Below are 20,122 nucleotides of genomic sequence, written 5' to 3' on the forward strand. Positions count from 1 at the left end.
CCGGGCCCGCGACACGTGGGCCTCGGCTCGTGCCGCAACCGCTCAGCGGGCCCGGACGGCCAGCAGCGCCGTGTCGTCCTCGCGGTGCTGGATCGAGGCGAGCAGCAGGTCACACAGGTCGTCGAGGGGGACGTTGTCGGTGCCGGTCAACCGGTGCACCAGCTCGGCGAGCCCGTCGTCGATGGACCGGTCCCGACGCTCGATCAGCCCGTCGGTGTAGAGCAGCAGCGTGTCGCCGGTGGCCAGGCTGGTCGAGTGGCTGGTCCGCGGCGTGGGCCGGGCCAGGCCGAGCAAGGGCTCCGGTGTCGCTTCGAGGACCTCCACCGCACCGCCGGCCCGCACCACCAGGGCCGGCGGGTGCCCGGCGTTGCACCAGGTCACCTCGCGGACGCCGGAGCGCCGGCCACAGATGCGCACCAGCGTCGCGGTGGCCGCGATGGGCAGCCGCAGGCCACGGATGGCGCTGTCCAGGTGGCTCATCAGCGCTCCGACCGCGTCCGGCCGGCCGAACGCGTTGCCACGCACCAGGTTGCGTAGCTGGCCCATGGTCGCCGCCGCCTCGATGTCGTGCCCGGCCACGTCCCCGATAGCCGCGATCAGGTCACCATCGGGTTGCACGAAGGCGTCGTACCAGTCGCCGCCCACCTCCACCCGGTCGGCCGCCGGCTGGTAGCGGGCCGTCAGCTCCAGCTCCGTCACGAGCGGCAGCCGCGGCAGCATGCTGTGTTGCAGCACCTCGGCGACGTGCCGCTGCTCCCCGTACATCGAGCTGTTGCCGACGGACTGCCCGGCCCGGCGGCCGATGTCCACGGCGGTGAGCAGGTCGCGGTCGTCGAACTGCTGACGGTCGGGGGCGTTGACCAGGGTGATCGCGCCCAGCACGGTGCCCCCGACGGCCCGCACCGGCACGCTGAGGTAGGAGGCGATGCCCAGCCGCTCGGCGATCGCCGACATCTCCGGATCGGTGGTGCCCCGGGCCACGTCGGTCAGCGACGCCACGCCGCCGAGCCGCGGTTGGCCGGTGCGCAGCACCGCCCGGATGATGGACTCCTGGCTCAGCCCCGTCCGCAGCAGCTCGGCGAAACGGTCGACGTCCGGCGTCCGGGCCGGGTCGCGGTGCACCGCGACCACCTCCCGGGGCTGTCCGGATGGCCCGACCAGCGTGAGCAGGCACCAGTCGGCGAGCAGCGGCACCATGGTGGCGGCGAGCCGGCGCAGCGAGGTGCCCACGTCCAGCGTGCCGGCGAGCGTCTCGCTCACCCCGGCCAGCAGCTCCAGCCGCTCATGCGCCCGGACGACCCGCCGCCGCGCCTCCTGCGCGCCGTCCAGCGCGATCCGCAGTCGCAGCTCCGACGAGCAGGCGGCGGCGAGGTCGGCAAGCGTCCGCAGCTGCCCGGCGGTCCACGCCCGGGGCTTGTTGTCGATGGCGCACAGCGAGCCGAGCACCCGGCCGGAGAGGTCGGTCAACGGCATCCCGGCGTACGCGACGACGCCGAGGTCGTCGATGGCCAGGTTGTCGCGTACGCGGGGGTAGAGCCGGGCGTCCGGCAACACCATCGGCACCTCGATGTCCACCACGTGCTGGCAGAACGAGTGGCTCAACGGGGTCTGCCGCCGCTGCGACCACGGCTCCGGCAGACCCACCGCGCCCGGGAAGAACTGCCGGTCGGCGGAGACCAGGGAGACCAGCGCGACCGGAACCTCCAGCAGGTCACTGACCAGCCGGGCGAACCGGTCGAACGCCTCGTCCGGTACGGCGTCCAGGCCCGTGTCGGCCAGCGCACGCAGCCGCGCCGCGTCGCCGAGCGCCGGGGGTGGGGCGGTCGAACGTCGCGGGCTGGCGGGGGAGCCGTCGGTCATCGAGCACCTGTCTGCCGGGGCGGGGGCCGACCGGCCCTCCGACCCTTGGTTATACCTCGTCATGGCCGGGACCGAACATCGGTGTGCCGAGTCTCGCCCGCCCCGCCGCCGCGCGCCATCCCCCGTGACGCCGGATCGCCGCCGTGCCCGCACCGGCCGTCGCGCCGGAGGCTATCGTCGGCGGACGTGAAGGTATGGATCCCGCATCCGGCCGGCCTGAACCTCGTCGGCGAGCTGCCCCCGGACGTGACGGTGGAGGTCGCCGAAACCGCCGACCGGTTGCCGTCCGCCCCGGCCGACGTCCGTTTCTGGGTACCGCCGTTCCTGAGCGGGTCGGACGCGACCGCGCTGCTGCACCAGCTCCCCGATCTGGAGGCGGTGCAGCTGCTCTCCGCCGGGGCGGACGCCTGGGTCGGCCGGATGCCGGAGGGGGTCACGCTCTGCGACGCCAGGGGGGTGCACGACCCGTCCACCGCCGAGTGGGTGGTCACCGCGATCCTCGCCCAGCTGCGGGCCTTCGGAGCCTTCGCCCGCGCGCAGGCCGAGCGGCGGTGGGCGTACGACGGCAACGCGCCGACCGACGAGCTGACCGGCAAGCGGGTGCTGATCGTCGGGGCCGGCTCGATCGGCACCGCGGTGCGCGACCGGCTCGCGCCGTTCGAGGTGAGCTTCACCCTGGTCGCCCGGACGGCCCGGCCCGAGCAGGGGGTGTACGCCGTCGCGGAGCTGCCCCGACTGCTGCCCGACGCCGACGTGGTGGTCGTGCTGGTGCCGCTCACCGACCAGACCCGCGGCCTGATCGACGAGGACTTCCTGGCCGCGATGCCCGACGGGGCGCTGCTCGTCAACGCGGCCCGCGGTCCGGTGGCTCGTACCGAGGCGCTCGTCGCCGAACTGGCCACCGGTCGGATCTCGGCCGCGCTGGACGTCACCGACCCGGAGCCGCTCCCCGCCGACTCCCCGCTGTGGACGATGCCGAACGTGCTGCTCACCCCGCACGTGGCCGGGTCGGTGCGAGGGCTGCTGCCGCGCGCGTACCGGCTGGTCGGCGACCAGGTGCGGCGGTTCGCCGCCGGTCAGCCGCTGATCAACACGGTGGTCGACGGCTACTGACCGGGCCGCGCGGTCCGGCCCGGGCTCACGGGCCGGGTGTTTCGGCGGCCTCGTCCCGCAGTGTCTGGCCGGTGGCCGAGACCAGTCGGGGCAGGTCGGTGCCGCGGACCGCCGGCAGACCGACCTGCTGGCCGTCGTCGAGGCGGGCGACGACCCGCCCGCGCGCGTCGGTGGCCAGCTCGACGACCCGGTCCCAGTCGATCCGACGTTGCCCGAACAGCGCCCGCAGGCGCAGTTCCCGGGAGTCGGCGTCGGTGCCGGCCCGCCAGGCCCACACCCCGACGGCGAGCGGGACGAGCAGCACCGGCAGCAGGTACGCCCGGGCGTTGGCCAGCGGCAGGGCGCCGATGAAGGCGATGACGGCGGCGGCCAGGATGGCTTGGTTGTACCGGAAGCGGACCGTGTCGGGCGTACTCACCCTGCGATGATCCCACCCCTGGTCGACGCGGGTCGCGGCGGGCGGCGCACGGAGCCCCGGACGCCGTACAGTGACACGGGTCACTGCTTCAGGCCGGTGACCGACGCGTAACCAATCTGGTCGCCGGTCGTTCCCCACTGTTGGGCAGCGGACCCGCAACGTCCGCCGCCCCGCACCGCCGCACCGCCCCGTGCCCCCTCACGAAGGCGACCGCCGTGCTCCTCGCGTACCCGTTCCATGTTCTCGTCTCCCGCCGGGCGACCCCGGAGGTCGCCGTGTCCACGGCCGTGGCGCTGCTCGTCCTCGTCGGGGCCGCCGATCTGGTCCCGACCCCGGTGGTGATCGCGTTGTCCGGCGGCGCGGGCGCCACCCTCGCCGGCGTACGACTCTCCCGGCTCGCCAGCCACCGATCCAGCGAGCCGCCGTCCACCGACCCCCCGTGGCGGGCGGCCGCCGTACTGCTCGACGCGGCGGTGGTGGCGGCCGGGTGCGTCGCCGCCGCGCTGCCGCTGGTCGACGCCGGGCACCGCGCTGCCGCGCTGCTCGGATCGCTGACCGTGGCGGTCCTGTCCGTGGCCGGGCTGCTTCGGCTTCCGGCTCGTCCGCCGGGGGCGGCGCGGCTGCGAGGGCTGGTCGAGGCGACCGGCCCGACGCTCGTTCTGACCCTCGCCGGCTGGTTGCTGCTCCCTTTCGACACCCTGCCGGCACCGGCCCGGCTGGTCGCGGCGCTGGTGCTCGGAGGGCTGGGCATGGCCGCGCTCAGCGCGTTCACCGGGTCCGGGCGGCGCTCGGGCGGCGCGGTCTGCCGGGGCGGAGTCCTGCTCACCCTGGTCGGGCTGGCGCTGCTGACGGTCCTGCCACCCGTCCCGACGGGCCGGGCGGCGCTGCTGGCGGTGCCGCCGCTGGTGCTCGGGATGCTGCTGACCGCACTCGGCGCGAAGTCCGCGGTGGCGACGGCCAGCGCGCAGCCGGTGACCGGCCCGCCCGCCGCGACCTGGCCACGGGTGGTGCTTCCGGCGTCGGTGCTGCTGCTGGCGGCGGGCCTGCAGGTTGTATCCGGCCGCACTCCGGACCGGACGAGTGTGCTGCTCGCCCTGGCGGCGGTGCCACCACTGGTCCTGCGGGAGCTGCTGCGCGGCGGCGACGCGGGCGCCGGGGAGCGACACGCCGCGCACCGCCGACGCGCCGACCACGCGGTCCGGCGCCGCCGGTCGGCGCAACCGCCCTTTCCCGGTACGACCGAGGGTGCGCCCGCGCACGACAGGTGCCCCGACGCCGCGCCGTGGCCGTCCGACGGGGGCGCGACCGCCATCTCCGGCGTCGACGAAGCCTGGCCCCCCGACGGTGGTGCCGCCGCGACGACCGGCCTCGACGCGGGTGTCGCCTGGTCGACGTTCGACCACCGGTCCGGATCGGCCGGGGAGCGGGCGGCGCTGCTGGACGCCCTCGCCGCCATCGGCGACGTGCCCGCGCCGGCCGGTGCGCTGCTGCTGGTGGAGCTGCACGGTGCGGACGGGCTCGGCCCGGTGGCGCGCGAGGACGTGCTGGCCGAGGCGGTCCTGCGGGCCCGCGCGGTCGTCGGGCCCGACGACCTGGTGACCGGCTGCACCGGCACCGGCTTCGCGGTGGTCACCGGCGCCGGGCCGGTGCTGGCGTACGCGCTGTGCACCCGGCTGCTGACCGCGCTCACGCCGCCGTACCAACCGGCCGGGTCGGTGCTGCGCGTGCAGGCGAGCATCGGGCTGGCCGAGGTGAGTGGATCCGGACCGGCCGACGTGCTCCGTCAGGCCGAGCTGGCCCGGCGGCGGGCGGTGCAGCTCGGCCGGGACCGGGTCGAGTGGTACGACGCGTTCCTGGAGGAGCAGTTGGTGCGCCGGCTCGACCTGGAACGTGAGCTGCCCGGCGCGGTGGCGCGGGGCGAGCTGGACCTGGTCTATCAGCCGGTGCTCGACCTGACCGACCGGCAGCCGGTGGGCGCCGAGGCGCTTCTGCGCTGGCGCAGCCCGGTGCTGGGCACTGTGCTTCCGGCCGAGTTGCTGCCGGTCGCCGAGGATCTGGATCTGGTCGGCGAGTTCGAGTGGTGGGTGCTGGACCGGGCCTGCCGGCAGTTGGCCGACTGGTCGGCGGGCCCCCGTGAGCTGTGGATGGCGGTCAACGTGACCACCCGGGAGCTGACCGTCCCCGACTTCGTGCAGCGCACCGCCGCGGTGCTGGCCGCGTACGGGGTGTCGCCGGAGCGGCTGGTGGTGGAGGTGGCCGAGCCGAGGATCGGCGCTGACCTGTCGACGGTGGTGGCCCGGCTGGCGGGGCTCCGGTCGCTGGGCGTCCGCACCGCGCTTGACGACTTCCGGGCCGAGCATGCGTCCCTGGCGCAGCTGCGCCGCCTGCCGATCGACCTGCTGAAGGTGGGCCCCGAGCTGGTGGGGGCGCAGCCGGCGGGGCAGCCGCCGCTGATCGACGTCGTGGTCAGCGTGGGCGAGCGGTTGGGTGTGGAGATCGTCGCCGAGGAGTTGGAGTCACCGACCCAGGTCGAGGGGGCGCGTCGGGCCGGCTGCCGCTACGGGCAGGGCTTCGCGCTGGCCCGTCCGGCCACCGCCGAACGGGTCGAGGCGTACTTCGAGGAGTTCCCCTCGGCTTCCCGCTGAGTCACTGAACCGGTTCACTTCCCGCGTGGCGGCGCCGTGCTGCCGCGCGGGGTCAGCTGGGGGCTCTCGTCCTGCACGCGCGTCGCCGGCTGCCCCCCGATGACGGCGAGCAGGTGGCGGGCGGCGTGCGCGCCGTACGCGGGGATGTCGCGGCCCAGCGCCGTCAGGGGCGGGTGCACCAGCCGGCACAGTGGCGAGTCGTCCCAGGCCACGATGGACAGGTCGTCCGGCACGGTGAGGCCCATCTCCTGGGCGACCGAGAGCCCGGCGACGGCCATCACGTCGTTGTCGTAGATGACCGCCGTGGGCCGCGCGGCGGAGCTGAGGAGTCGGCGGGTGACCCGCCCACCCTCCTCGCCGCTGTAGTCGGAGAAGACGGTGACCGCCTCGGCCAGGCCGAGGCGCTGGCACACCGCCGCGAAGGCGTCGGTACGGATCTCGGTGTGTCGCAGGTCGGGCAGGCCGCCGACGCGGGCGATGCGGCGGTGGCCGAGCGCCACCAGATACTCCACCGCCTCGGTCAGCGCGACCGCGTCATCGGACCAGAGGCTGGCCAGCTCGCCGGTGCCGCCCGGCCCGCCGATCACCACGGCCGGCAGTTGGAGCTGTTGCAGGGCGGCGATGCGGCGGTCGTCGGTGTGCAGGTCGCAGACGAGCACCCCGTCCACCCGGCGCTCGCCCCACCAACGCCGGTACACCGCGATCTCGGCGTCGTGGTCGGCCACCACCTGCAGGGTCAGCGCGTACGAGCGGGCCGAGAGTTCGGCCTCCACGCCACTGATCAGCGCCATGAAGAACGGCTCGACGCCCAGCGTCCGGGCCGGCCGGCACAGGGCCAGACCGACGGCGCCGGCGGTGGCGGCGGAGAGCGCCCGCGCGGCGCTGCTCGGGCTGAATCCGATCTCGGTCGCGATGGCGAGGATGCGCTGCCGGGTGGCCTCCGACACCCCGGGCTGCCCGTTCAGCGCGTACGACACGGCACCCTTGGACACGCCCGCGCGACGGGCGACGTCGGCGATTGTCGGCCGCTTCACCGGCGTGCTCCTCCACTCTCGCCCCGGGTCGGGGGTCGGCTGACTGCCACGGCCGAGGCCGGCCCGTGGCCTCCGTTGGCGGCCTCAACCTAGCGCAGCCGGCGTCGTCGACCGACGGCGACCGCGCATCGTCCCGAAACGGCTGCGCCCGGCGAAAGCTTGCCCGGTTCAGCGTACCCGTGTGGGAGGGCGCTGGGCTGTCCCGAGCCCGCCGGAAACTGTGGGAGAACGCGCTCCACCACGCATGATCGCGCTCCCACACGCCGCATTGCGCATCCACGCTCGTCGCGGTTCACCACCCGTTGACACTCCTGGAACCGGACCGTACGGTGACGGAACTTATCCGGTTCAGTCAACGTCTCTCGATGTCGGGAGCGTTTCCATACCTTCGGAGGGATGACATGAAACGGTCCTGGACCCGGTGGGCCCGCACGGTCGTCGCAGGTGCCGTCGGCCTCGCCCTGGTCGCCGCGTGCAGCGGCAGGAGCGGGCAGGAATCCGACGCGGCCGACGGGCAGGTCACCCTGAAAATCAACTTCTGGGGTGACTTCGGCCTTCAGGACCTCAAGACGAAGTACGAGGCCGCCAACCCCAACGTCAAGATCCAGCTCAACTCCGGCGAGTACAACGCCCAGCACGAGGACCTGCAGAAGAAGCTCGTCGCCGGCTCCGGCGCACCGGACATCGCGGCCATCGACGAGGGCTTCATGGTCCAGTTCCGCGGCCAGTCGGACAAGTTCGTCAACCTGCTCGACAAGGGTGCCGGTTCGTACGAGAGCAAGTACCTGCCCTGGAAGTGGAAGCAGTCGCTGTCGGCCGACGGCAAGACCCAGATCGGCCTCGGCACCGATACCGGCGGCCTGGCCATGTGCTACCGCACCGACCTGTTCAAGGCCGCCGGCCTGCCCACCGACCGCGACCAGGTATCCGCCCTCTGGCCCACCTGGGACAGGTTCATCGAGGTCGGCCAGCAGTACACCGGAAAGACCAGGAAGAAGTTCATCGACGCCGGCACCAACCTGTTCAACCCGATCCTCGGCCAGCAGCCCGTCGGCTTCTACAACGAGCAGGACCAGCTCCAGATGGAGCAGGGCCCGAAGGTCGCGTTCGACTACACCACCAAGGCCATCGACGCCGGGCTCTCGGCCAACCTGGTCAGCTTCCAGGCCGACTGGGACAAGGGCTTCACCAGCGGCGCCTTCGCCGTCCTCGCCTGCCCCGCGTGGATGCTCGGCCACATCAAGGACACCGCCCCCGGCACCCAGGGCAAGTGGGACATCGCCGCGGTGCCCGGCGGTGGCGGCAACTGGGGCGGCTCGTTCCTGACCGTCCCCAAGCAGGGCAAGCACGTCGACGAGGCGTACAAGCTGGTGGAGTGGCTGGTCCAGCCGGAGCAGCAGATCGAGATCTTCAAGAAGGTCGGCAACCTGCCCTCGCAGCCGGCCCTCTACAGCGACCCGGCCATCGCCGAGTTCAAGAACCCGTTCTTCACCAACGCGCCGGTCGGGCAGATCTTCCCGAAGATGGCGCAGGGCCTGACCCCGCAGTACCTGGGCAGGAAGAACGGCCCGACCCGGGTCGCGGTGGAGAACGTGATCCGCCGGGTGGAGAACAAGTCCCTCAGGTCCGACGCCGCCTGGGCGGAGGCGGTCAAGGAGGCCGAGAAGGCCAGCAGCTCCTGAGCCCGCTGCGGAGGCGGGCCGGACACGGCCCGCCTCCGCGCAGTCGTACCCCTGTCTCTTCGGCCCTGGAGTGCCCCGATGTCCACGACCCGCGCCGCGCCCGAGCCGTCGGCCCGACCAGCCGCCGGGCGGCACGGCCACGACACCGGCCCGGCCCGCCCCCGACTCGCCTGGCGCGACCGGCTGCACCGGTTCGACTCGCGCTACATGCCGTACGTGCTGATCGCGCCCTTCTTCCTGCTCTTCCTGGCGTTCGGGCTGTTCCCGCTGATCTTCAACGGCGTGGTGGCCCTACGGAACTACCGGCTGGACGACCCCGACGCGACCGGCTGGGCGGGGCTGGGCAACTTCCAGCAGCTGCTCGGCGACGAGGACTTCTGGAACGCCCTCTACAACACCTTCGGCATCTTCCTGCTGTCCTCGGTGCCCCAGCTGCTGCTCGCGCTGATCGTGGCGTCCCTGCTCAACCGGCGGCTGCGGGCGCAGACCTGGTGGCGGGTGGGCGTGCTGCTGCCGTACGTCACACCGATCGTCGCCTCGACGATGGTGTTCAGCGTCTTCTTTTCCCGCGACTTCGGGATGGCCAACTGGGCGCTCGGCCTGTTCGGTGTCGGCGGTGACGACCCGATCGACTGGCGGGCCGACAAGGTGCACTCCTGGATCGCCATCGCCACGATGGTCAACTGGAAGTGGATCGGCTACAACGCGCTGCTCTACCTGGCCGCCATGCAGTCCATCCCGCGGGACGTCTACGAGGCCGCGGCGGTCGACGGCGCCGGCCCGTGGCGGCAGCTCTGGCGGATCACCGTGCCGATGATCCAGCCGGTCGTCGTGTTCACCGTCATCCTGTCCACCATCGGCGGGTTCCAGCTCTTCGTCGAGCCCATGCTGTTCGACCTCCAGGCTCAGGCCGCCACCGGCGGGCCGAACGGCGAGTGGCAGACCATCGCCCAGCTGATCTACAAGGTCGGCTGGAAGGACCTGAATCTCGGGTACGCGGCCGCGATGAGTTGGGCACTCTTCCTGATCATCCTGGTCGTGGCCGGGATCAACACCCTGCTGACCAACCGACTCTCCGGAGGGCGATCCAGGTGAGCGCCGTCGACACCGCACCGCCCCGCCCGACGGCCGCGAAGAGCCGCCGACGGGCCGCCCTGATGGGCCGCGCCCCGCAGGAGACCCCGGCCGGCCTCGGCACGTACCTGCTGCTCGCCACCACCATGCTGTTCGCGGCGTTCCCGCTGTACTGGATGTTCGTCATCGCCACCAGCGACGACGAGGCGCTGGCGCAGCTCCCGCCGACGGTGATCCCCGGTGACCGTTTCCTCGTCAACCTCGACGAGGTCTTCTCCCTGCAGGACGTGTACTTCGCCGCGTCGCTGGTCAACAGCGTCATCGTCGCGACCGTGGTGACCGCCTCGATGCTGTTCTTCTGCTCGCTCGCCGGGTTCGCGTTCGCCAAACTGCGCTTCGCCGGCAGCCGGTGGCTGATGCTGTTCGTGGTGCTCACCCTCACCGTGCCCAATCAGCTCGGCGTCGTCGCGCTCTACATCGTCATGGGCAAGCTGGGCTGGAACGGCACCCTGCTGGCCGTGATCGCGCCGGGCCTGGTCACCGCCTTCGGCGTCTTCTACATGCGGCAGTTCATCCTCAACACCGTGCCCGACGAGCTGATCGAGTCGGCGCGGATGGACGGGGCCACCACCATGCGGGTCTACCGCTCCATCGTCCTGCCGGCGATCCGACCGGCCCTCGCGGTGCTCGGCCTGCTCACCTTCGTGGCAACCTGGAACGACTTCCAGTGGCCGCTGATCACCCTGAGCGGCACCGACTTCCCGACCTCGATGGTGGCCATCTCCGACCTGGCCAGCGGCAACTACGTCATCTACCGTCGGGTGCTCGCCGGGGCGTTCGTGGCGACCATCCCCCTACTGATCATGCTGTTTCTCGGTGGACGACAGATCGTCCGCGGAATCATGGAAGGCGCGGTGAAGTCTTGAGTCGACAGGCACTCCACGACGGCTGGACCATGCGGGCGGCACCCGGAGCGCAGGTGCCGGCCGCGATCGCCGGGCAGGCCGTGCCGGCGACCGTGCCCGGTTGCGTGCACACTGACCTGCTCGACGCCGGGCTGATCCCCGACCCGTACCTCGACGACAACGAGCTGTCCCTGGCCTGGATCGGGCGCACCGACTGGCACTACCGAACGACCTTCCGCCGCCCACCCGGCGACCACGACCGGGTCGACCTGGTCTGTGCCGGCCTGGACACGGTCGCCGCCATCAGCGTCAACGGGGTCGAGGTCGGCCGTACCGAGAACATGCACCGCGGCCACCGCTTCGACGTCTCCTCGCTGCTGCGCGACGGCGACAACGACCTGGCCGTCGCGTTCGACTCCGCCTACCGCTACGCCGAGGCGCAGCGTGACCGCCTCGGCGACCGCCCCAACGCGTATCCGGAGCCCTTCCAGTTCGTCCGCAAGATGGCCTGCAACTTCGGCTGGGACTGGGGGCCCACGCTGGTGACCGCCGGCATCTGGCAGGACATCGGCCTGCACGCCTGGTCCACCGCCCGGCTGGCCACCGTCCGCCCGCTGGTCACCCTCGCCGGCCGTGACGGCCGGGTCGACGTGCACGTCGAGGTCGAGCGGGTCGCGGCCGTCCCGCTGACCGTGCGCGCCACCGTCGCCGACGCCCACGCCGAGGTGGTCGTCCCGGCCGGGCAGCGCACGGCCGTGCTGAGCCTCACCGTCCGCGAGCCCGCGCTGTGGTGGCCACGGGGGTACGGCGAACAGGCCCGCCACCTGCTGGAGGTGACCCTGCACGCGCCGGACGGCGAGACCCTGGATGGCTGGTCGCGGCGGGTCGGCTTCCGCTCGGTGCGACTGGACACCACCCCCGACGAACACGGCACCCCGTTCGTGCTGTCGGTCAACGACGTTCCGGTCGTCGTGCGCGGCGTGAACTGGATCCCCGACGACGTGTTCCCCACCCGGATCACGCGGGATCGGCTGGCCGGGCGGTTCGACCAGGCGATCGGGGCCAACGTCAACCTGCTGCGCGTCTGGGGCGGCGGCCGGTACGAGTCGGAGGACTTCTACGACCTCGCCGACGAACGCGGGCTGCTCGTCCAACAGGACTTTCTCTTCGCCTGCGCCGCGTACCCCGAGGAGGAGCCGTTCGCCAGCGAGGTCGCCGCCGAGGCCGCCGAGCAGGTGACCCGCCTGACGCCCCACCCGTCGCTGGTCCTGTGGACCGGCAACAACGAGAACATCTGGGGCTGGCACGACTGGGACTGGCAGGAACCCCTGGCGGGCCGCACCTGGGGACGCGGCTACTACCTCGACGTCCTGCCCCGCATCGTCGGCGAGCTGGACCCGACCCGCCCGTACTGGCCGGGCAGCCCCTGGTCGGGCACCGAGACGATCCACCCCAACGACCCGGCGCACGGCACCACCCACATCTGGGACGTGTGGAACACCGACGACTACCAGAAATACCGGGAGTACGTCCCGCGCTTCGTCGCCGAGTTCGGCTACCAGGCCCCACCGGCGTACGCCACCCTGCGCCGGGCGCTGAGCGACGAACCCCTCGCCTCCGACTCGCCCGGCATGACCCACCACCAGAAGGCCGCCGACGGCGACGCCAAGCTCCAGCGAGGCCTGGACGCGCATCTGCCCGCCCCGGCGGACTTCGACGACTGGCACTACCTGACCCAACTCAACCAGGCGCGGGCCATCCAACTGGGGGTCGAGCACTTCCGGTCGCACCGGGACGTCTGCGCCGGCACCATCGTCTGGCAGCTCAACGACTGCTGGCCGGTCACCTCCTGGTCGGCCGTCGACGGCGACGGCCGCCGCAAACCCCTGTGGTACGCGCTGCGTCACGCGTACGCCGACCGGTTGCTCACCGTGCAACCTCGCGACGGCGGGCTGGCCCTGGTCGCGGTGAACGAGACAGCCGAGGCATGGAGCGCGCCGGCCACGGTCACGCGTGCCACCCTCACCGGGGAGCCGAGGGCGAAGACCTCGGTCGACCTCGACGTCCCGGCGTACTCGGCGGTGGTGCTGGCGCTGCCGGCGGAGCTGGCGCGGCCGGACGAGAGCCGCCGTGAGCTGCTGGTCGCGGAGGCTGGCGACGCCGTGGAGCGGGCGCTGTGGTTCTTCGCCGAGGACCGGGACGTGGAGTGGCCGGCGCCGGCCTGGGACGCGACCGTCGAACCGGTCGACGGCGGTCAGCGGGTACGGGTGACGGCGGGTACGGTGCTGCGCGACCTGACCCTCTTCCCGGACCGGCTGGACCCCGCGGCCACTGTGGACGAGGCCCTGGTCACGCTGCTGCCCGGCGAGACGGTCACGTTCACCGTGCGGTCCGGGGCTCCGCTGGACACCGTTGCGTTGACGGCGCGCCCGGTGCTGCGCTGCGTCAACGACCTCGCGTCGGCACGGACCTAGCCTGACCTAGCCCGATCGGCGGAGGTCACCGCCCGTGACCTCGGCCGGGGCGGATACGTCACTGAGCGGTATACCTCAGGGGAATGAATATTCCTCTGAGGTATACCGCTCAATGTCACGGCGACCCAGCCGAACGCATGCTGGACCAGATGCCAGGGCCGCGACCGAACGTCGAGGGCTCCGAGCGCTGTCACTGTCGCCGGAGCGCCAGCGCCAGCCGCCAAACCGCGGTTGAGGGGTTTGCGCCAGGCGGAGAGGCAAGCGTCTGCGCTCGTTCGATTGCGGCGTCGATGCCGTTACGAAAGTCGTCGAAGTCAAGCCTAGTTTTGTCCCAGTTGGGGAGGTGGCTACATCCGCGAGTACTACTGACGGCCCCGCGCTCAGGGCGCGGGGCTAGAGGTACTCGGCGGCTGTCCGCTCCACGTCTGCCATGAACTCCTCCAACTGCGTCTCGTCGGGATTGCGGTCTTGAAGCAGCTTGCCGAGGAAGACGATCTGCATCTGGAGCGCTGTCCCTGGGCTGAGATTGTCGATGAAGCCGACTTCACCGAGAGCCGCGCGGACGAGCCCTTCCATCGCCAGCGTGGGAAGCGATTGGGCTCCGGGGAACTGAGCGAGAGTCTCGGTCACAAAACGAGTGACTTCGGTGCAAGAGCCGCCACCGGCGAAGCGGTCGTTAACCGCGATGGCGAACGCCGCGCCGATCACCTGGTTACCGCCCTGCCAACCGGAAGTCTCCAACCCGTCCAGGAGTTGGTCCACCATGCCCCAGTCACGTCTCACCATCGCGCGGATCAGATCGCTGAACTCCGCCCTCGCCCTCAAGAGCAGCTCACACCCGGCTGGCGAGATCTGCCGCCTCGGCGAGGAGCGCGTCCAGATCTTCGCCCGAAGTGGCGCCGTGACCCAAAATTCGCAAGATCACTAGACCCTGGATCCTTCCGGCCATCTCAGGATCGATGTCCGTCTCGATGTTCGGGTTCAGTGCGGCGCGGATCAGCCGCTCGGCCGCGTTGGCGTCGATCTCTGGTGCGCCGGCCGGTGTGCTCGCTCGCATGTCGGCGACAAATCGCATGATCTCACCAGGGGCGGTCTGCTCGTCGAAGCGTCGGTTGACCGCGAAGTAGAAGACAGCACCGAGCAGGGTTGGAAAGCCATCCCAGCCAAGCTCATCGAGGCGGGCTTCGATCCGATCGTTGGCCTCGTGGTCACCTCTGATCATCGTCCGGATGTAGTCGACCATTTCAGGGCTGCTCATCAGATCGCTTCCTTTCGCGGCGCTTCTTTGCCATGTTCCAGGCCCCTCGAAGTCCTACGACGACCGCGCCAGCAGCCATGATGACTGATGTGACGGGGTGCTCCAACTGGGGACGGTCAGCCGGCGCGCCGGGGTTGGCGGGGGTCGACGTCGTGCTACCAGTCGAGCCCGAACCCTTCAGACTCTTCTGTAGCTCGCGAAGGCCAGTGGTGATCGATTGCTCCGTCTGCTTGAGGGTGTCCTCGGAGTCATCCGCTTTCTTGACGTGACGGCGGAGGAACGCCTCTGCTTTGCTGCTGCGGCCTTCGGCTTCCTCCACCAGCCGTTCGCCTGATGGTGATGCGGCATCGTCTGGCCCGGATGACGCGGCGCCGGGGGCGATGGTGTTGATGTACCGGGTGATGTGCCGGGCGGCGTCGGCCAAGAGGCGGGCGTAGCGCCCGGCTTTGTCACGGGCGACCTCGGCGTCGGTGGCGGCCTCCCGCAACTGTCGGTCGCTGCTACCCCGCCGGACATCGTTCAAAAGGGCCAGGGCATGCTCCGCGTCCGTGCGGGCGCGTAAGGCCCTGACGGCGGCGGCGTCGAGCTGTCCGCGTACGACGAGAAGCTGCGCGACGAGTTCGCCGATGCTGCCGCTCATCCGAGTTGATTGAGGTAGCGGGTTGCGCGTTCCGCAGTGTTGACGAATCGGCGGCGGGTCGGCTCAACCTCGGCACTCGCGGCGGCGAGTGCCTGCTGGACGGCTCTCACGTCCTCGTCTCGGCTGCCGTTCAGGATGGCTTCTGCCGCTGCGCTCGCTGCCTTCGCCCCGGCGGATGCCCGATCGAAGACGTCCCTCCCGTGGAGGGCCGCTTCGATGGCGGCACGCAGGGCTACCTTGACCTCGCCGACGCTCATCGTGGAGGTTCGGTGGTCAGCCGAGTACGCCGATGTAGCGGCGTGCCGCCTCCGCGCTGCCCTGCACCAGGGTCATGGCCTCGGCCAGACGCTGTTTGCTCTGCTCGCCCCGGGCGATGGCATCGGCGATGGTCGGGTGTCCGGTGCCGGCGGCGATGGCACGTAGCCGGGTCAGCATCTGCTCGGTGTTCTCGGCGGCGGCTCGGATCTGGTTGGCCGACACATTGCCCTGCTCGGCGGCCTGCATCAGCGCCGCCTTGACTTCCTCGATGCTGGCCATTCCGCCTCCATCTGCCGATCGCGCAACGAGTTCACGTTTGCGTGGTCGGACGGACACTATCGGAGATGAAGGTGGGTTGCAGCCCCGCTGCTCACAGGTGCTCTGCGGCCGTCCACGCCTTCCATCTCCAGTGAGGAGAGCGATTGAGCGCCGGAGAACTGGGCGCGAGTCTCGTTGCGAACCGGACCACCTGAATGGGGAAGCTCCCTCGAAAGATCCGAGCAACATCAGGGTTGTTGCTGCCTCACGCGCGCCGCAGGCAGCAACAACAGGGAAGTTGCTCGGATCTTGGTTCGTCGAGATGCTGGGGGATCCCGATTGGTCCCGCTTCTCGGGGCGGGTGCCGCTGCGTGACTATGCACGCTTGTGAGGCTTCGGTGGGTGTCCGGGCGGCCCCGGAACACCCACCGAAGCCTCAGCGGAAGGTGCTGGTTGCCTGGACGAAGGTGGCCCAGGCGGCGGGGGTGAAGGTGAGAGCTGGGCCGTGGGGGTCCTTGCTGTCGCGTACGGCGACGATGCCGGGCAGGTTGTCGGCAACCTCGACACACTCACCGCCGTTGCCCGCGCTGCGGGTGCTCTTGCGCCAATGGGCGCCGGTCAGGTCAACCATGGTGAACCTCCCCGATGATCTTATTGATCAGTTGGAACGATTGTCCCTCATCGAGGGTGAGTGACAGCAGGCTCGACCAGACCTTCTCGTAGGTCGCGAACTCATGGGGACGGTCGAGGTAGAGGGCGCCGGTGATCGCCTCGCTGTAAACCAGTGGAGGCTCGGGGGTAGTTCGGTTCCCGAGCGGAAACTCAAGGAGCACGAACTCGCCGGCAACAGTTCCGTGATGTGGCCCCGCGATCAGCGGCATCACGCGAATCGACACGTTCGGCAGCCGGGTCATCGCCAAGAGGTGGTGGAGTTGCCCGGCCATGGTCTCGGCGTCGCCCACCGGCCGTAGAAGCACCGATTCGCAGAGCACCACCTGCACCTGCGGAGCCCGGGGCAGGCGACGGGTCAGCAGGGACTGGCGTTGCAGGCGAAGCTCGACCGCGCGCTCCCGGTCGTCGTCGCTCATGTCGGGCTGGTCGATGCGGTAGATGCCCCGGGCGTAGTCCCGGCTCTGGAGAATGCCGGGCACGAGACTGTTCTTGTAGAAGCGGAGTCTGGACGCGGCAGATTCGAGCCCCACGTACAGCTCGAACCATTCCGGAACGGCGTCGCCGTACGCGTGCCACCAGCCCTTCGCTTTCGTCTCACTGGCCAGCGAGGTCAGCGCGTGGGTCAGCCCGTCCGTTGCCCCGTACAGCTCGCACATTGCCCGGACGTCGACGCCACGCACCGAGCCGAGGCCGCTCTCGATCCGCCACACCTTCTGGCGGCTGCACTCCAGCGCCTCGGCGACCGCGTCGAGGGTCGCCCCCGCCTCGGTGCGCAGGTCACGCAGCGCCCTGCCGAGCTGGCGTCGGGGCACCGTCGAGCCCATGTCATCGGCCACCCGGCTCTCCTTCCTGTGTTGAGTTTTGCAACATCCCGAGAGCCGTTCTGCAACAGGGGAATGTTGCGCACAATTATCGGAACAGTGTGAGTGGACATTCATTGCGATGGTGCTTCCGACCTTACAAGATTGGTCCGACAACGGCGATGGACGCGCAATTCCCACGTCGGTGTATGTCGAACAATTTGTGAGGAAGGGTGGTGCTGTTTCGTGCGCGCGTTTCTCCGTCATCTCTGGGCCGAGCCGCCCCGGCCGGTCAGCAGACGCCAGCGCAGCCGGCGGACCCGCGAGGATATGGCGGCCCGCCGGTGAGCGCCCGGTGGGTGGCGCACCTGCCGTTCACCGCCGCCGACCTGCCGGCCGCCCAGCATCTCGCCGGCACCCTGGCCCGATCGTTGAGCTTCTTGTCCGAGGTGGACGCCGGTGAGACAACGGTGTCGGCCGAGGACTCCCAGGGCGTACGCCATCGGGTCTTCTGCGACCTGCCGCTCGACGGCGGCCGGCGGTGTGTGCGGCGGGTGGAGCACGACGGTGACTGCGCGTCCCGGCGGCGCCGGTGACCCCCGTCGTCGTCACCTGCCCCGACTCGACCTGGCCCTCGTCGTGGGCATGGACGACCTGCGGCACAACTCCGGCGACCCGCTGCTGGCCGACGGGCTGAACTGGCCGGTCGACGTGAAACCGTGCCACGCCCCCGTCCGACCCGACCACCTGCCCAACCGGCCGAGCCTCGCCGCCGCGCTCGCCTGGTGCGCCGAGTGCCTGGCCGACGCCGTCGCCGGGCCGCCCGCACCGACGCCGCCCAGCACGCCGGGCAGGTGGTCACCGTCCGCTTCACCCGTGCCAACTGCATTGTGCACCGGCACGACGACGGCGGCGTACGCCTCCTCGCCGAAGCTCCCGACCTACGCGACCTGCGGTGGGCGTGAGGCATGTCGGCGGCCTTGATCGACACGAGATCGCCGATGTGGCGGTATCCACTCGACGGGATACCGCGACATCGGCGAAGTCGTGTTGATCAAGCGCAGGCGCGGGGCCTTACTCGGGGACGCGTCGGTAGGCGCCGTCGCTGGCTGAGGTGGCCATCGAGGCGTACGCGCGCAGCGCCGCCGACACCGGCCGCTGCCGGTTGGTCGGGGTGTACGGCTTGTCGCGCTTCTCCTCGGCCACCCGTCGCGCCTCCAGCTCGTCCTCGGCCACGTTGAGGGAGATCGACCGGCCCGGGATGTCGATGACGATCTCGTCGCCCTCGCGGACCAGGGCGATCAGCCCTCCGGAGGCGGCCTCGGGGGAGGCGTGGCCGATGGAGAGGCCGGACGTGCCGCCGGAGAAGCGGCCGTCGGTGAGCAGCGCGCACGAGCGGCCCAGCCCGCGACCCTTGAGGAACGAGGTGGGGTAGAGCATCTCCTGCATGCCGGGGCCACCCTTCGGGCCCTCGTAGCGGATCACCACGACGTCGCCGGCGACGACCTCCTTGGCGAGGATCGCCGTCACCGCGTCGTCCTGCGACTCGTAGACCTTCGCCGGGCCGCGGAAGGTCAGACAGTCGTCCGGCACGCCTGCGGTCTTCACGACGCAGCCGTCCGGGGCCAGGTTGCCGTGCAGGATGGCGAGGCCGCCGTCGGCGGAGTACGCGTGCTCACGGTCGCGGATGCAGCCCTCGGTCGCGTCGGTGTCCAGCGTCGACCAGCGGTTGGTGGTGGAAAAGGGCTCGACGGTGCGGACCCCGCCGGGAGCGGCGTGGAACAGCTCGACCGCCGTCGGCGTCGGCGAGCCGCCGCGCACGTCCCAGTCGGTGAGCCACTGCGCCAGCGAAGGGGAGTGCACGGCGTGCACGTTCCGGTTGAGCTGCCCGGCCCGGTCCAGCTCGCCGAGGATCGCCGGGATGCCACCGGCCCGGTGCACGTCCTCCATGTGGTACTTCGGCGAGTTCGGGGCGACCTTGGCCAGGCACGGAACCCGCCGAGAGATGGCGTCGATGTCGGCGACACCGAAGTCCAGTTCCGCCTCGCGGGCGGCGGCGAGCAGGTGCAGCACGGTGTTGGTGGAGCCGCCCATCGCCACGTCCAGGGCGACCGCGTTCTCGAAGGCGGCCTTGGAGGCGACCGTACGGGGGAGCACGGAGTCGTCGTCGCCGTCGTACCACCGCTTGGCGATGTCCACGACGGTGCGGCCGGCCTCGACGAAGAGCGACCGGCGCGCGGCGTGGGTGGCCAGCGTCGAGCCGTTGCCGGGCAGGGCGAGCCCGATGGCCTCGGTGAGGCAGTTCATCGAGTTGGCGGTGAACATCCCGGAGCAGGAGCCGCAGGTGGGGCAGGCGGAGCGCTCGATCTCGCCGAGCTGCTCGTCGGTCACCGCCTCGTTCGAGGAAGCGATCATCGCGTCGATCAGGTCGATCTTGCTGTGCACGACGCCCTCGATCGCCGTCGTCTTGCCGGCCTCCATCGGGCCACCGGAGACGAAGACGGTCGGGATGTTGAGCCGCAGCGCGGCCAGCAGCATGCCCGGGGTGATCTTGTCGCAGTTCGAGATGCAGACCAGGGCGTCCGCGCAGTGCGCGTTGACCATGTACTCCACCGCGTCGGCGATCAACTCGCGGCTGGGCAGGGAGTAGAGCATGCCGCCGTGGCCCATCGCGATGCCGTCGTCGACCGCGATCGTGTTGAACTCCCGCCCGACGCCGCCGGCCTCGGCCACCGCGTCGGCGACCAGACCGCCCATGTCCTTCAGGTGGACGTGGCCGGGCACGAACTGGGTGAAACTGTTGGCGATGGCGACGATCGGCTTTCCGAAATCGTCGTCGGTCATCCCGGTGGCCCGCCAGAGGGCCCGGGCGCCGGCCATCGTCCGACCGTGTGTGGAAGTCCTCGATCGCAGCTCAGGCATGTGTACCAGCATGACACCGCCGCCGCGTCAGGCATCCGGAGTATCCGCCGTGTCCCAACAGATGCACATCCGGTCTCCCACGGCGTGCACTCATCCGGCACTCTTGATG

At 71.0% G+C, this 20,122-nt stretch carries 19 protein-coding genes; 8 read left to right on the top strand and 11 right to left on the bottom strand.

The annotated features are described in order from the left end of the window. Window positions 1–42: 42 nt before the first annotated feature. Complete coding sequence (locus tag ACFYPH_RS05025; protein WP_355133275.1) at window positions 43–1,860, bottom strand: SpoIIE family protein phosphatase; 1,818 nt, start codon at window positions 1,858–1,860, stop codon at window positions 43–45. Window positions 1,861–2,046: 186 nt separating this feature from the next. Here ACFYPH_RS05025 and ACFYPH_RS05030 point away from each other — a divergent pair, with 186 nt between their 5' ends. Next, complete coding sequence (locus ACFYPH_RS05030) at window positions 2,047–2,973, top strand: 2-hydroxyacid dehydrogenase (RefSeq protein WP_355133277.1); 927 nt, start codon at window positions 2,047–2,049, stop codon at window positions 2,971–2,973. 25 nt (window positions 2,974–2,998) lie between these two features. On the opposite strand, the gene ACFYPH_RS05035 is transcribed toward ACFYPH_RS05030, so the two are convergent. After that, window positions 2,999–3,391: a PH domain-containing protein gene (locus ACFYPH_RS05035; protein WP_354858679.1), complete on the bottom strand. Its 393-nt coding sequence runs from the start codon at window positions 3,389–3,391 to the stop codon at window positions 2,999–3,001. A gap of 215 nt (window positions 3,392–3,606) precedes the next feature. Between ACFYPH_RS05035 and ACFYPH_RS05040 the strand changes: the two genes are divergently transcribed. Next, window positions 3,607–6,036, top strand: coding sequence for an EAL domain-containing protein (locus ACFYPH_RS05040; protein WP_387179077.1), 2,430 nt, complete (start codon window positions 3,607–3,609; stop codon window positions 6,034–6,036). A 14-nt stretch (window positions 6,037–6,050) separates the two neighbouring features. Here ACFYPH_RS05040 and ACFYPH_RS05045 read toward each other — a convergent pair whose 3' ends face one another. Next, window positions 6,051–7,070: a LacI family DNA-binding transcriptional regulator gene (locus tag ACFYPH_RS05045; RefSeq protein WP_354858684.1), complete on the bottom strand. Its 1,020-nt coding sequence runs from the start codon at window positions 7,068–7,070 to the stop codon at window positions 6,051–6,053. A 401-nt stretch (window positions 7,071–7,471) separates the two neighbouring features. Here ACFYPH_RS05045 and ACFYPH_RS05050 point away from each other — a divergent pair, with 401 nt between their 5' ends. The 4 genes from ACFYPH_RS05050 (at window position 7,472) to ACFYPH_RS05065 (ending at window position 13,205) form a co-directional block, all read left to right on the top strand. Next, complete coding sequence (locus ACFYPH_RS05050; RefSeq protein ID WP_354858686.1) at window positions 7,472–8,752, top strand: extracellular solute-binding protein; 1,281 nt, start codon at window positions 7,472–7,474, stop codon at window positions 8,750–8,752. A 78-nt stretch (window positions 8,753–8,830) separates the two neighbouring features. Further along, a complete protein-coding gene (locus ACFYPH_RS05055) occupies window positions 8,831–9,847 on the top strand; it encodes a sugar ABC transporter permease (RefSeq protein WP_354858687.1) in 1,017 nt (338 codons plus the stop codon). Between the two features lie 62 nt (window positions 9,848–9,909). Continuing rightward, window positions 9,910–10,752 carry a carbohydrate ABC transporter permease gene (locus ACFYPH_RS05060; RefSeq protein WP_354858738.1) on the top strand — a complete coding sequence of 281 codons (843 nt, stop codon included), beginning with the start codon at window positions 9,910–9,912 and terminating at the stop codon, window positions 10,750–10,752. A 29-nt stretch (window positions 10,753–10,781) separates the two neighbouring features. Beyond that, window positions 10,782–13,205 carry a glycoside hydrolase family 2 protein gene (locus ACFYPH_RS05065; RefSeq protein ID WP_387179364.1) on the top strand — a complete coding sequence of 808 codons (2,424 nt, stop codon included), beginning with the start codon at window positions 10,782–10,784 and terminating at the stop codon, window positions 13,203–13,205. Window positions 13,206–13,598: 393 nt separating this feature from the next. On the opposite strand, the gene ACFYPH_RS05070 is transcribed toward ACFYPH_RS05065, so the two are convergent. The 7 genes from ACFYPH_RS05070 to ACFYPH_RS05100 form a co-directional block, all read right to left on the bottom strand. Next, a complete protein-coding gene (locus tag ACFYPH_RS05070) occupies window positions 13,599–13,991 on the bottom strand; it encodes a hypothetical protein (protein WP_387179081.1) in 393 nt (130 codons plus the stop codon). Window positions 13,992–14,037: 46 nt separating this feature from the next. Then, window positions 14,038–14,463 carry a hypothetical protein gene (locus ACFYPH_RS05075; RefSeq protein WP_387179084.1) on the bottom strand — a complete coding sequence of 142 codons (426 nt, stop codon included), beginning with the start codon at window positions 14,461–14,463 and terminating at the stop codon, window positions 14,038–14,040. Next, on the bottom strand, window positions 14,450–15,103 hold the full coding sequence (locus tag ACFYPH_RS05080; protein WP_387179087.1) for a hypothetical protein: 654 nt from the start codon (window positions 15,101–15,103) through the stop codon (window positions 14,450–14,452). The genes ACFYPH_RS05075 and ACFYPH_RS05080 overlap by 14 nt, the downstream gene beginning before the upstream one ends. Then, window positions 15,100–15,360, bottom strand: a complete 261-nt coding sequence (locus ACFYPH_RS05085; protein WP_387179090.1) for a hypothetical protein — start codon at window positions 15,358–15,360, stop codon at window positions 15,100–15,102. The genes ACFYPH_RS05080 and ACFYPH_RS05085 overlap by 4 nt, the downstream gene beginning before the upstream one ends. Before the next feature lie 16 nt (window positions 15,361–15,376). After that, window positions 15,377–15,640 carry a hypothetical protein gene (locus ACFYPH_RS05090; RefSeq protein ID WP_355067014.1) on the bottom strand — a complete coding sequence of 88 codons (264 nt, stop codon included), beginning with the start codon at window positions 15,638–15,640 and terminating at the stop codon, window positions 15,377–15,379. A 415-nt stretch (window positions 15,641–16,055) separates the two neighbouring features. Continuing rightward, window positions 16,056–16,250: a DUF397 domain-containing protein gene (locus ACFYPH_RS05095; protein ID WP_387179093.1), complete on the bottom strand. Its 195-nt coding sequence runs from the start codon at window positions 16,248–16,250 to the stop codon at window positions 16,056–16,058. Beyond that, the gene (locus tag ACFYPH_RS05100; protein ID WP_387179096.1) at window positions 16,243–17,127 is read right to left on the bottom strand and encodes a helix-turn-helix domain-containing protein; all 885 of its coding nucleotides are present in this window, start codon (window positions 17,125–17,127) and stop codon (window positions 16,243–16,245) included. Before ACFYPH_RS05100 ends, ACFYPH_RS05095 begins: the two co-directional genes overlap by 8 nt. 308 nt (window positions 17,128–17,435) lie before the next feature. Between ACFYPH_RS05100 and ACFYPH_RS05105 the strand changes: the two genes are divergently transcribed. Together ACFYPH_RS05105 and ACFYPH_RS05110 are read left to right on the top strand one after the other, a co-directional pair. After that, window positions 17,436–17,687: a hypothetical protein gene (locus ACFYPH_RS05105; protein WP_363937917.1), complete on the top strand. Its 252-nt coding sequence runs from the start codon at window positions 17,436–17,438 to the stop codon at window positions 17,685–17,687. Next, window positions 17,659–18,075, top strand: a complete 417-nt coding sequence (locus tag ACFYPH_RS05110; protein ID WP_363937919.1) for a hypothetical protein — start codon at window positions 17,659–17,661, stop codon at window positions 18,073–18,075. Before ACFYPH_RS05105 ends, ACFYPH_RS05110 begins: the two co-directional genes overlap by 29 nt. Before the next feature lie 90 nt (window positions 18,076–18,165). Here the strand turns inward: ACFYPH_RS05110 and ilvD are convergent, their stop codons facing one another. After that, window positions 18,166–20,013, bottom strand: a complete 1,848-nt coding sequence (gene ilvD / locus ACFYPH_RS05115) for a dihydroxy-acid dehydratase (RefSeq protein WP_387179101.1) — start codon at window positions 20,011–20,013, stop codon at window positions 18,166–18,168. Window positions 20,014–20,122 lie beyond the last annotated feature (109 nt).

The organism is Micromonospora sp. NPDC005252 (assembly GCF_042872475.1).
In the GTDB taxonomy this organism is placed as follows: Bacteria; Actinomycetota; Actinomycetes; order Mycobacteriales; family Micromonosporaceae; genus Micromonospora.